The following is an 11,703-nucleotide window of genomic DNA, read 5'->3' as shown; positions in this document are numbered from 1 at the left end:
AGGAATAAAAGAATTTGAAATGGCTATAAAAGGCAATTTTTTTCCAAAAAAAATATTTGTATGCGAAAAAATATTCCACGAATATGGGATGATTCAATCATACCATTCTATTACTTTTTTGATCAGTATGAAAATCTTTAAAAAATTAGCATATAGAAAGAATTCAGGTGGAATTATTGCTTTATTTAGAGAAGAATCTATAGATAATAAAAAACTAAAAAACGAAAAAATAACTGATAATTCTTTAATCCTTATATTAGATGGAATCGAAAAACCTGGTAATATAGGAGCCATATTAAGAACAGCTGATGCTGCAGGTATTCATATTATTATATTATGTAATATGAAAACTTATATTTATAATTCTAATGTTATTAGATGCAGTTTAGGAAGTGTTTTTACAAGGATAATTTTTATAGAAAAAATAGAATCTACCATTTCTTGGTTACAAGAAAATAAAGTAAAAATTATAGTAACAGGATTTTATAATCAGAAAAAAGCTAAAAATTTATATAAAACAAAACTGACTTATTCAAATTTAGCCATTGTTTTCGGTTCTGAAAATAAAGGAATATCTAATATTTGGTTAGAAAAAGCAAATGAAATTATAACTATTCCTATGTTTGGAAATGTGGATTCATTAAATGTTAGTCATGCTATGTCTATAATAATATATGAGATGATTAGGCAAAGAAATTACGCTGTTCATTTATTATAAAAACGGATTCTGCTTTTCATACACATAATCTATTTTTAGAATTTTTCTTTTAGAAGCTTCGACTGACAATTTATCACAATAATCATTAATATAATGATTATTGTGAGATTTTATCCACTGAAAAACAATAAATTGTTCATAAAATAGATCTAAAAATTTTTTCCATAGATCTACATTTTTTTTATTAAAAAAATTATTCTTTTTCCATTTATAAATCCAATTGTTTTGAATCGGATTCACTACATATTTAGAATCGGTAAAAACGACAATATTTTGTTTTTTTTTTTTTATTTCTTCTAATCCTACAATAACTGCTAATAATTCCATTCTATTATTCGTTGTATAACGGAATCCTTCGGAAATTATTTTTCTATTATAAGAATTTCCAATTGTTTCTATAAAAACTCCATATCCTCCTGGTCCAGGATTTCCTTTTGAAGAACCGTCAGTATAAATATGAATTTTTTTATTCACGAACAATTCACATTAAAATTTTTACGCTTTTTCACGATCAAATTTTTCTAATTGATATTTTATTAAATTGAAACATTTTTTTTTCAAATCATTTTTATTTTTTAAGGATAAATTTTTTGTTGATATAGAATGATGTTGTTTGATTCTTATTTTTCCTGGTCCTCCTTTCATAACAGAAAAACTAGGAAATTTTGTTTTTATATCAGCTATGGTAAAGGGAATAATGGGAATCTTATTGATTATAGCTATAAAAAAAGCACCACTCTTGAAATGATCCAAAAAAACAGACGGCTTAGGAACCCCGCCTTCTGGGAAAAGGCAAACACTTTTTCCAGAATCTACTTTATCCTGCATTTTTTTAAATACTTGTATACAACTAGACATATTTTTTCTATCTATAAGAATATTGCTTTGTTTGTAAACAAAACCAAAAAATGGAAGTTTAGCTAATTCGGCTTTTCCTACAAAAACTAGAGGATGATTTCTCATTAAAGAATAAATTAACATAATATCCATGATAGAGGTGTGATTACTGATAATCACGTATTGTTTATTTTTGTCTAATTTTTCTTCATCTTTTTCTAATACATACCAAAAACCCATGAGAAATAGATTGCTTCTAGCCCACATTTGATGAAACCAATATGCAATGGGATAATATTTATCTTTAAAAAGAAATGGAATAGAAGCTCCTGCCCATAATGGAATTAAAAATATGTTGATAATAAAAAACCAAACACGCCATAATAATATAAATGATATTTGCAGAATTCTCATTAAACAATAAAATTTAATAAAAATATAAAAAATTTTTAATAACTTTATGAAGTTTATTGAGATATTCTAAATCTCTAGACAAATGAAAACTGATCTTTCTACTTTGTAGAAAGTATTGTATTTCCTTATACATGTATACATTAGGGGAGTTTATTATAGAAAATAGAGATCGTTTCTCATATTCAACTGAGGCCTTGTTGCGATTGTTTAGTTCTATTAAATTAGCTTCTAAGGCTATTCATAAAGAAGTCAATAAAGCAGGTTTAACTGAAGAAATCATAGGGAGTTCTGGAGTAACTAATATTCAAGGAGAAAATCAACAAAAATTGGATGATTTTGCTCACAGAGCTTTTATTGAATCTTTTAAAAGCAGAAATGTAGTTTGTGGAATAGCTTCCGAAGAAAGTAAAGATTTTATAGTGATAAATAGTAAAAAAGAAAATCTTTTACAAAATCAATATATTGTTTTAATAGATCCACTTGACGGATCTTCCAATATAGACGTAAATGTATCTATCGGAACTATATTTTCCGTATATATGAGAAAATCTTCTATTCAAATGAATGTAACAATAGAAGATTTTTTGCAAAAAGGAAATCAACAAATCCTTGCAGGATATATTATTTATGGATCCTCTACTATCCTAGTATATAGTACTGGAAATGGAGTGCATGGATTCACTTTAGATCCTTCAGTTGGAACTTTTTATTTATCTCATCTTAATCTTATTTTTCCTAAAAAAGAAAGAATTTATTCTATTAATGAAGGAAATTATGCAAAATTTTCTAATGGTATTAGGAGATTTATAAAATATTGCCAAGAAAAAAAAGAAAATCGTCCTTATACGGCAAGATATATTGGATCTTTGGTAGGAGATTTTCACAGAAACATGATCCAAGGAGGAATATATATCTATCCTAAAACAGCTTCTTCTCCAGAAGGTAAATTAAGATTGCTTTATGAATGCAACCCAATCGCTTTTCTAGCAGAACAAGCTGGAGGAAAGGCTTCTGATGGAAGAAAACGTATTCTAGATATAGAACCTACAAAATTACATCAAAGAACTCCATTTGTATGTGGCCCCATAGGAATGGTATCTAAATTAGAAGAATTTATGAATGAATAATTACATGAAAACAAAAGGTAAAAAAATTTTTGATAAAGTCATAAAAAATGGAAAATATTTGTTGGTAGATCCTGTTTCTTCTATTTTTCTATTAGAAAAAATAAATTATGAAAAAAATTCATTAATCAATTTAATTGGAACTTTAGTAAAAAAAAAACTTTAAAAAATCGGTTCATAGAAATAGAATAAAACGTTTATTGAGAGCTTGTTTTTCATTGAATAAATTTATTTTGGAAAAACATATAAGAAGCAAAATTTTTTATATAATTTTCATTTACAAAAGTTTATATTATCCTGAATTTGAGGATATAAATCAATCTATTAAAAAAATCTTTAATAAAATAAAAAGAGATTATGGTTGAAATAATTGACCTGCATTTGCTCCAAAAATTTTAACGGCAAAAGCTAATAAAACAATTCCAAATATTTTTTTTAGGATGTCTAACCCATTGTTTCCTATTTTTTCAGCTATAAAATCACATCTGTCTATCACGAAATAGACAACAATCATATTAAGAATCAGAGATAAAAGGATAATATTTACATCATAAGTTGTTCTTAATGAAATCAAGGTAGTTAAAGATCCTGGTCCAGCTATAAGAGGAAAAGCTATTGGAACAATAGAAGTTTGAGCGTTTTCTGTTACCTTATGAAGGTCCACCCCTAATATCATTTCTAAACCGATTAGAAACAATACTATAGATCCTGCTACAGAGAAAGAGTGAACATCCACTCCAATAATTTTGAGCATAGGTTGTCCTAAAAAGAGGAAAGATAAGAATATAACAAGAGAAGTGATTATAACTTTTTTAGTATCTATAATATTTCCTTTTGATTTGAATCCCATAATAATGGGAGCATTTCCTAATATGTCGATAATGCTAAAAAGGATCATAAAACAACTGATTAATGAATTTATCCATTCCATATTCAAAATTTATTCTAAAGAATTTTTACTTTGTTACGAATTATAGTTTTTTGATAAAAATAAATGACACATTTGCAACGAGTTTTCTTATTTATTTAATAGAAAAAATTGCATAATACATACCAAATTAAATAAAAATATAATCAGTATCATTAATTTTTTTTAAAAAAACTCACACAATGTGGATTTAATTGAACTGTTCAATTTCATTCAAAGCCCATTTTCATACGCTTTCCATCCTGCGTTACTATATTCTTCTGCTGCTATTTTTGGATTGTTAGATTGGTAAATAGCTCTTCCTACAATGATAAAATCACTTCCATTCTTTTCAAAAGCTTGAGTGGGATGAATATAGGAGGATAAGTTTTTTTCATGAGAAAAATGAACACCAGGTGTAAATAGTAATAATCTATCGTCTACTTTTCTTTGTGCCACAGTTCCAATGACTTTCGGATTTTTCAAAGAAATATTCAATGCTCTTCTTATATAATTGTCATCGGACAATCTTCCACAAGAAGACATTTCAGATATCGTAATTAAACCCATACTAGAAGGTATATTCAAGTTTTGTATACTCCCACTGCCCGCAAGTACGTGCGCAGTGATAATATCCGCCCAAGATGAGATTTTATATATTCCATAATGTAGTTGAAGATAATTAGTAGGACCTATATCACACAATTTTCTATCTTCAAGTAATAAGAATTTTTTTTCTATAGAAATATTTTTAAGAGAATTTATAAATGAAAATGAAAAATCATTAATAATGTCTACATGAAGTTTTAATCCACAAATTCTATCTCCAATTAAATCAACTAATTTCAATATATTTTTAGAATGAACTAAATCCGCAGAAACAATCAGATTGGTTTTTTTTTTCAATGTAATATCAATAAGTTTTTTTCCTATAGGATGAGAAATTTTCTCTTTTTTTTCTTCATAAGAAATACGTTGAAGATTTTTTATATTTTTTTTGCTAAAAAAAAATTGAATCATATGTATTTTTTTTTTTTTTAAAAAATGTTTCTTTTCTAACATTTTTAAAACTTCTCCTATACGAAATAAAGTTCGTATATTATATCCTCTTTTTTTTATATTTTCCGTACCTCCTTGTTCTCTATCAAGAATGGACATAATATCTTTTATAATTAATCCTTCTTTTTCAAGATCTATTACAGTTTTTAATAAACTATCTCCACTTGTGATGACATCTTCTATGATAAGACAATTTTGTCCTTTTTTGTAAATTCCTTCAATCACTCGCTTGGTTCCATAACCTTTATTTTCTTTTCTTTTAATAATTAACGGAATATTCGACCTCAAAGACAAAGTTGTAGCTATAGGCAAAGCTGCATAAGGAACTCCACAAATTAGTTCAAAATTAGTAGATGAAACTTCATGAAGAAGCAAATCCGATAATTTGATTAATAAATCTGGTCTAGAAGCTATTGGACGAAAATCTATATATATGGGAGAATTCATTCCACTTTTCAAAGTGAAATTTCCAAATTTAATGATTCCTAAATTGTAAATTTTTAAAAAGAACTGTTCTTTTTCTTTCATAAAAAAAACTGTTTTGGTAAAGTTAAAAATTTTATACTTGGATATTATTATAATTGATATGAAAAAAATAGATATTTCTTCTCATATAAATGAGATTAAACTTTCATCATGTATTATGAATGCTTCAGGAGTTCTTTGTACTACAGATCAAGAATTATCTGATCTTTTAGATAGTTCTTCTGGTGCTGTTGTAACAAAAAGTTGTACGATACAACCAAGAAAAGGAAATGTAAAACCCAGATATTTTGAATGGAATATGGGAAGCATTAATTCCATGGGATTACCTAATCTTGGAATAGATTTTTATCTTAATTTTTTAGAAGAAAAAAAAACAAAAAAACCTGTTTTTCTTTCTATATCCGGATTATCTATAGAAGAAAATTTTTTTCTCATTAAAAAAGCTAATTCTTCTTCAAAAATTACGGCTATAGAGTTGAATCTATCTTGTCCAAATCTCCAAGAAGAAGTATTAGTAGGAGATGATTTACACAAAATTTCTGATTTTTTAGAAAATGTATTTAAATTCAATGAAAAACCTTTAGGAATTAAACTCCCTCCTTATTTCAAGGATGGATCGATCAAAAATATGTCTTTAATTTTGAATCAATTTCCTATTATTTTTGTCACTTGTATTAATAGCTTACCCAACGGAATTTTTGTTGATACAAATAATGAAACAGCTGTCATACGACCAAAAAATGGATTTGGCGGGATCGGTGGATCAATTATCAAACCATTTGCTCTAGCTAATATTCGTAAATTTTACACTTATCTTCGAAAAGATATTTCCATCATAGGATGTGGAGGAATTTATTCTGGAAAAGATATTTTCGAACACATACTATGTGGAGCTTCAGTTGTTCAAATCGGAACACAATTGATGAAAGAAGGAGTTACAGTATTTGATAGATTGAAAAAAGAGTTCACCCTTTTTTTACGGAAAAAAAATTACTCATCGATAAACAGTTTTAAAGGAAAACTGAAAAATTTTCAATAAGATTTAGAAAAAACAACTCTTTGAAAAGAGGGATTTCCGGAATAAATACATTTTCCTTTCTCTTTTTCAGTAGATAAGGGAATACAACGTATAGTCGCTTCTGTTTCTTCTTGAATTTTATTTCCTGTATTTTTTGTTCCATCCCAATGAGCAAAAATGAAACCTCCATTATCATTGATTTTTTGTTTAAAATCTTCGTAATTATCTGATTTTATGATTAATTTATTTGTTCTATCTAAGGCTTTTTGGTAAATATTTTTTTGTATCTCATTAAGTAATTTAGGAATCAATTTATTTAAATTGATCCAGGATATATATATTTTTTCATGTGTATCTCTCCTGAAAATTTCCACTTTTTCATTTTTAATTTCGTTTGGTCCTATACTGATTCGGATAGGCACACCTTTCATTTCATATTCATGAAATTTCCATCCAGGAGTAAATGTTATTCTATTGTCATATTTCACTCGTATTCTTTCTTGTTCTAAAAGATTTATAATTTTTTTAACCATATCATTTATAATCCCAAATTTTTCTTTCTCTTTATATATAGGAATAATAACAATTTGTATAGGAGCTATTTTTGGAGGGATAATTAAACCTTTATCATCCGAATGGGACATAATCAATCCACCTATTAATCTGGTAGATACACCCCAAGAAGTAGACCATACATATTCTTTTTTTCCATTAGAATTAGTGAATTGAACATCAAAAGCTTTTGAAAAATTTTGTCCTAGAAAATGTGAAGTCCCAATTTGTAAAGCTTTTCCATCTTGCATGAGGGCTTCTATACAATATGTTTTCTCTGATCCATAAAATTTATCCATGTATGGTTTGATTCCTTGTAATACAGGAATGGCCATAAAATTTTCAGAAAAATCTGTATAAATGTTTAATATTTTTTTAGCTTCTTTTATAGCTTCTTTTTCCGTAGAATGAGCAGTATGTCCTTCTTGCCACAGAAATTCGGTGGTTCTAAGAAATAAACGGGTACGCATTTCCCACCTCAATGCATTTCCCCATTGATTTAATAAAATAGGGAGATCTCTATAAGATTGAATCCAACGTTTATAGGTTTTCCATATGATACTTTCAGAGGTAGGTCTAATTACTAATTCTTCTTGTAATCTAGATTCAGGGTCAATGATCAATTCATTTTTATTTTTTTTTAATCTAGAATGTGTAACTACAGCACATCCTTCAGAAAATATCTCAGAGTGTTCTTTTTCTTTTGAAAAAGCGGATTTAGGAATTAGTAAAGGAAAATAAACATTTTGATGTCCTGTATTTTTGAGCATTTTATCTAGTTTTTGTTTCATGATTTCCCATAAAGAGTATCCATATGGTTTTATAACCATAAAACCACGTACACCGGAAAATTCTGCCAAACCAGACTTTACGACTATTTCATTATACCATTTAGAATAATTCTTACTTCGTTTAGTTAATTGGTTCATAAGCATTAAAGATCAAAAAAACAGAAATACCTGTTTGAAAATAAAGATATAAAAATTATTTTTATTAACACATTTAATTTTATTTCTAAATTAGTGATTTATTAAACAAACTAATCTAATATGCTTTATGGCACATCCTAAAAGAAGACAATCTAAATCCAGAAGAGATAAAAGAAGAAATCACTTGAAAATCAAAGAGCCTTTATTAGTGAAATGTGCTTTAACAAATCAAAAACATTTATATCACCACGCTTATTGGTATGAAAAAAAACTCTATTATAGAGGAAAAATAGTATACAGTAAAGAAGAATAAAGATCCTTATAAATAAATTATGGATTTCAAAAAAATTAAGTCACTTATTCAATTTGTTTCAGAATCAAATATTAGTGAAATAAGGATTAAAATAGGAACCACTAAAATTCATATAAAAAATAGGATATTTATAAGAAAAAATGAAAAACATTTATGGGATTCTACTTATCCTAAAATGTCTTCTTCTATTTCTGATTTCTCTGATAGATTTTCCAAAATAGAAAAAGAAAACAGTAATCAATATTTAACAATAAAATCTCCTATGATAGGAACATTTTATAGAAAACCTCATCCAGATCAAGAACCTTTCGTTAAAATAGGAGATAAAATAAAAATAGGAACAAAAGTTTGTGTGATAGAAGCCATGAAATTATTTAATGATATTGAATCTGAAGTCAATGGAAAACTTGTTAAAATTCTTGTAGAAGACTCTACTCCAGTTGATTATGATCAACCTTTATTTCTTTTAGATCCAAATTATTAATCTTTATTATTAATCTTTTTATGTTTAAGAAAATATTAATAGCTAATCGTGGTGAAATTGCTTTAAGAATTATACGAACAGCCAAAGAAATGGGAATAAAAACTGTAGCTGTTTATTCGACTGCAGACAAGCATAGTCTTCATGTTTATTTTGCGGATGAAGCTGTATGTATAGGACCTGCTCCTCCATATCAATCCTACCTTAATGTTCCAAATTTAATTTCTGCAGCAGAAATTACAAATGCAGACGCTATTCATCCTGGATATGGTTTTTTGTCTGAGAACGCATATTTTTCATCCATGTGTCATAAACATGGAATTAAATTTATAGGAGCTAAACCAAATCATATGATTCAAATGGGGAATAAAATTTCAGCTAAAAAAACTATGAAAAAAGCTGGAATTTCTTGTTTACCTGGATCTGATTGTTTTTCGGAATCTTCTTATAAAGAGATAGAATATATTGCAGACAAAATAGGATATCCTATTATTATTAAAGCTGTTTCTGGAGGGGGAGGAAAAGGGATACGATCTGTTTTTGATAAGAATCATTTAAGAAATTCTTGGGAAGAAGCTAAAAAAGAAGCTTGGTCATGTTTTGGAAAAAAAGATATGTATATAGAAAAATTAATTTTAGATCCAAGACATATAGAAATCCAAATTATAGGAGATCGATATGGAAAAGCATGTCATTTATCCGAAAGAGATTGTTCTATTCAAAGAAGAAATCAAAAATTAGTAGAAGAAGCTCCTTCTCCATTTTTAACTCCTTCTCTTAGAAAAAAAATGGGAGAAGAAGCAGTTAAAGCTGCTGAATTTATTCATTATGAAGGAGTAGGAACTATAGAATTTTTGGTAGATCAAAAAAAAAATTTTTATTTCATGGAAATGAATCCAAGAATACAAGTAGAGCATCCTATAACCGAAGAGATTACAGGATTAGATTTAATTCAAGAGCAAATATTTTTAGCTGATGGTAAAAAACTTTCCAGAAAGAAAAATTATTATCCAAAAATGTATTCAATAGAATGCAGAATTAATGCAGAAGAACCATATCATAATTTTAGACCAGTTCCCGGAAAAATTACTCAGATGCATTTACCAGGAGGAAAAGGAGTCCGTGTAGATACACATATTTATGCAGGATATTTTGTTACACATCATTATGATTCTATGATTGCTAAAATTATCACTACAGCAAAAAATAGAAAAGAAACCATTGAAAAAATGCGTCGTTCTTTAGAAGAATTTGTGATAGAAGGAATCCAAACTACTATTCCTTTTCATAGAAAACTTATGGAAAACGATGATTTTTTGAAAGGAAATTATAATACAAATTTTTTAGATAAAATAGATTTTAATCTACTCTTAAATGATTAATCTTTTAAAACGTTCAGATAATATTATTTTTTTTCTTCAAAACGTTTTAAAAGATTAATCATTTCTTGAATGTTTCCATTCATGAATCCTACTAGATCATAAATAGATTTATGGATTCTATGATCAGTGACTCTGCTTTTTGGATAATTATAGGTTCGTATTTTGACAGAACGATCTCCTGTAGAGACTAAAGATTTTCTTTTTATGGATATTTCCTTTGATCTTTTTTCCTTTTCAATTTGATAAATTCTTGACCGTAAAACATTTATGGCTTTTTCAAAATTTTTGTGTTGAGAACGCTCTTCTTGGCATTCTACTGTAATTTTACTTGGTATATGGGTTAATCGAACAGCAGATTCTGTTTTGTTGACGTGTTGTCCTCCAGATCCACTAGATCTAAAAGTATCTTTTTTTATATCAGATAAATTAATGTTTACCTCTATCTCTTTGACTTGAGGAAGAACGGCTACTGTTATAGCAGATGTATGCACTCTCCCTTGGGATTCTGTTTCCGGAATCCTTTGCACTCTATGTACTCCAGATTCGAATTTTAAATTTCCATAAACTCCCTCTTTTCCATTTACATCCAAAATGATTTCTTTGTATCCTTTTATTCCTCCTTTTTGAGCATGTATAATTTTATATTTCCAACCTGATTTTTTAAAATACATTGTATACATTCTTAATATATCTTCTACAAAAAGACATGCTTCATCTCCTCCTGTTCCAGAACGAAGTTCTACAATAGCATTTCTATGATCTTCTGTTGTTTCTTCTGAGAAAATAAGATCATAAGATTCCTTTTCAATAGAAGACAAATTTTCTAAAATTTTGTATTTTTCTATGGAAGCTAATTCTTTTAAATCCGCATCTGAATCGTTTTTCAATATAAAATTTGCTTCTTGAAGCAAAGCTAGTTTTTTGTTGTATTCTTCATAAAGAAGAACTATTTTTTCCAGTTTTATATATTTTTTTAATAGTATTTTATATTTTTTTTGATCAGATATAATATTAGGTTGAATGATTGATTTTGAAATTTCATGAAATTCCTTTTTAAATCCTTCTAATTTTTGAATTAATGAAGATTTTTTCATTTTTTTTCAGTTTTTCTAATAAGAAGTTTAAAATTCATTGAATAGTATTCATCTTATTCTACTCATAGAATCAATTAATTCTATATCTTTTTTTATTGCTTTATTAGCCATATACAAAATCCATATGCTACAAAAACATAATAATACAAAAAAAAGGGACATTTCTCTTTTAAGAAGAATGTTAGATTGATAGAAAAAAAGAATCAAATAAACACTATTTGCAAGCATATTTATTTTATTCATAAATATTTGCAATTTCTTTTTTTTGAAAAAAAGAAGACTTGAAACAGATAGAATGAAACATATAATTAGAAAAACAAAAATCATTTTTTTTTCTTTAAAAAAAATGGAACAAAAATAATATAGAAAAACGGAATAAATCAAAATGG

The 11,703-nt window shown here is 27.1% G+C and carries 15 protein-coding genes; 8 read left to right on the top strand and 7 right to left on the bottom strand.

Annotation, left to right across the window (positions count from 1 at the left end; translation table 11 throughout):
* Positions 1 to 718, top strand: a 718-nt coding sequence (locus tag H0H68_RS00680) for a TrmH family RNA methyltransferase (protein ID WP_185853452.1), incomplete at its 5' end; no start/stop codon positions are given.
* Here H0H68_RS00680 and H0H68_RS00675 read toward each other — a convergent pair.
* Both H0H68_RS00675 and H0H68_RS00670 read right to left on the bottom strand, forming a co-directional pair.
* Positions 713 to 1,192 (bottom strand): ribonuclease HI, encoded by a 480-nt coding sequence (locus H0H68_RS00675; protein ID WP_185853451.1) that lies wholly within the window; start codon positions 1,190 to 1,192, stop codon positions 713 to 715. The genes H0H68_RS00680 and H0H68_RS00675 overlap by 6 nt on opposite strands.
* A gap of 21 nt (positions 1,193 to 1,213) precedes the next feature.
* Positions 1,214 to 1,969, bottom strand: coding sequence for a lysophospholipid acyltransferase family protein (locus H0H68_RS00670; RefSeq protein WP_185853450.1), 756 nt, complete (start codon positions 1,967 to 1,969; stop codon positions 1,214 to 1,216).
* A 131-nt stretch (positions 1,970 to 2,100) separates the two neighbouring features.
* On the opposite strand from H0H68_RS00670, the gene fbp reads away from it, so the two are divergent.
* Genes fbp through H0H68_RS00655 form a run of 3 tightly spaced genes read left to right on the top strand, consistent with a single transcriptional unit; the run spans position 2,101 to position 3,458 of the window.
* Positions 2,101 to 3,096 carry a class 1 fructose-bisphosphatase gene (gene fbp, locus H0H68_RS00665; RefSeq protein WP_185853449.1) on the top strand — a complete coding sequence of 332 codons (996 nt, stop codon included), beginning with the start codon at positions 2,101 to 2,103 and terminating at the stop codon, positions 3,094 to 3,096.
* A gap of 4 nt (positions 3,097 to 3,100) precedes the next feature.
* The gene (locus H0H68_RS00660) at positions 3,101 to 3,259 is read left to right on the top strand and encodes a hypothetical protein (RefSeq protein WP_185853448.1); all 159 of its coding nucleotides are present in this window, start codon (positions 3,101 to 3,103) and stop codon (positions 3,257 to 3,259) included.
* A gap of 34 nt (positions 3,260 to 3,293) precedes the next feature.
* Positions 3,294 to 3,458, top strand: coding sequence for a hypothetical protein (locus H0H68_RS00655; protein ID WP_238783964.1), 165 nt, complete (start codon positions 3,294 to 3,296; stop codon positions 3,456 to 3,458).
* Here H0H68_RS00655 and H0H68_RS00650 read toward each other — a convergent pair.
* Both H0H68_RS00650 and pyrF read right to left on the bottom strand, forming a co-directional pair.
* Entirely contained in the window at positions 3,449 to 4,024 is a 576-nt protein-coding gene (locus H0H68_RS00650; protein WP_185853447.1) for a MarC family protein, read from the bottom strand. The two genes, H0H68_RS00655 and H0H68_RS00650, sit on opposite strands and share 10 nt — an antisense overlap.
* 210 nt (positions 4,025 to 4,234) lie before the next feature.
* Positions 4,235 to 5,587 (bottom strand): orotidine-5'-phosphate decarboxylase, encoded by a 1,353-nt coding sequence (gene pyrF, locus H0H68_RS00645; RefSeq protein ID WP_185853446.1) that lies wholly within the window; start codon positions 5,585 to 5,587, stop codon positions 4,235 to 4,237.
* A gap of 58 nt (positions 5,588 to 5,645) precedes the next feature.
* On the opposite strand from pyrF, the gene H0H68_RS00640 reads away from it, so the two are divergent.
* The gene (locus H0H68_RS00640; protein ID WP_185853611.1) at positions 5,646 to 6,584 is read left to right on the top strand and encodes a dihydroorotate oxidase; all 939 of its coding nucleotides are present in this window, start codon (positions 5,646 to 5,648) and stop codon (positions 6,582 to 6,584) included.
* Here H0H68_RS00640 and proS read toward each other — a convergent pair.
* Positions 6,578 to 8,044, bottom strand: coding sequence for a proline--tRNA ligase (gene proS / locus H0H68_RS00635; protein ID WP_185853445.1), 1,467 nt, complete (start codon positions 8,042 to 8,044; stop codon positions 6,578 to 6,580). The two genes, H0H68_RS00640 and proS, sit on opposite strands and share 7 nt — an antisense overlap.
* Before the next feature lie 127 nt (positions 8,045 to 8,171).
* On the opposite strand from proS, the gene rpmF reads away from it, so the two are divergent.
* The 3 genes from rpmF to accC are packed head-to-tail and all read left to right on the top strand — an operon-like array spanning position 8,172 to position 10,220.
* A complete protein-coding gene (gene rpmF / locus H0H68_RS00630; protein ID WP_185853444.1) occupies positions 8,172 to 8,357 on the top strand; it encodes a 50S ribosomal protein L32 in 186 nt (61 codons plus the stop codon).
* Positions 8,358 to 8,376: 19 nt separating this feature from the next.
* Positions 8,377 to 8,841 carry an acetyl-CoA carboxylase biotin carboxyl carrier protein gene (gene accB / locus H0H68_RS00625; RefSeq protein WP_185853443.1) on the top strand — a complete coding sequence of 155 codons (465 nt, stop codon included), beginning with the start codon at positions 8,377 to 8,379 and terminating at the stop codon, positions 8,839 to 8,841.
* Between the two features lie 20 nt (positions 8,842 to 8,861).
* On the top strand, positions 8,862 to 10,220 hold the full coding sequence (gene accC, locus H0H68_RS00620; protein ID WP_185853442.1) for an acetyl-CoA carboxylase biotin carboxylase subunit: 1,359 nt from the start codon (positions 8,862 to 8,864) through the stop codon (positions 10,218 to 10,220).
* A 23-nt stretch (positions 10,221 to 10,243) separates the two neighbouring features.
* On the opposite strand, the gene prfA is transcribed toward accC, so the two are convergent.
* The gene (prfA, locus tag H0H68_RS00615) at positions 10,244 to 11,314 is read right to left on the bottom strand and encodes a peptide chain release factor 1 (RefSeq protein ID WP_185853441.1); all 1,071 of its coding nucleotides are present in this window, start codon (positions 11,312 to 11,314) and stop codon (positions 10,244 to 10,246) included.
* Between the two features lie 48 nt (positions 11,315 to 11,362).
* The gene (locus H0H68_RS00610) at positions 11,363 to 11,641 is read right to left on the bottom strand and encodes a DUF4293 family protein (RefSeq protein WP_238783963.1); all 279 of its coding nucleotides are present in this window, start codon (positions 11,639 to 11,641) and stop codon (positions 11,363 to 11,365) included.
* Between the last annotated feature and the right edge of the window lie 62 nt (positions 11,642 to 11,703).

It is taken from the genome of Blattabacterium cuenoti (assembly GCF_014251555.1).
Classification (GTDB): Bacteria; Bacteroidota; Bacteroidia; order Flavobacteriales; family Blattabacteriaceae; genus Blattabacterium; species Blattabacterium cuenoti_P.
This window is presented reverse-complemented; position numbering and strand designations above follow the sequence as displayed.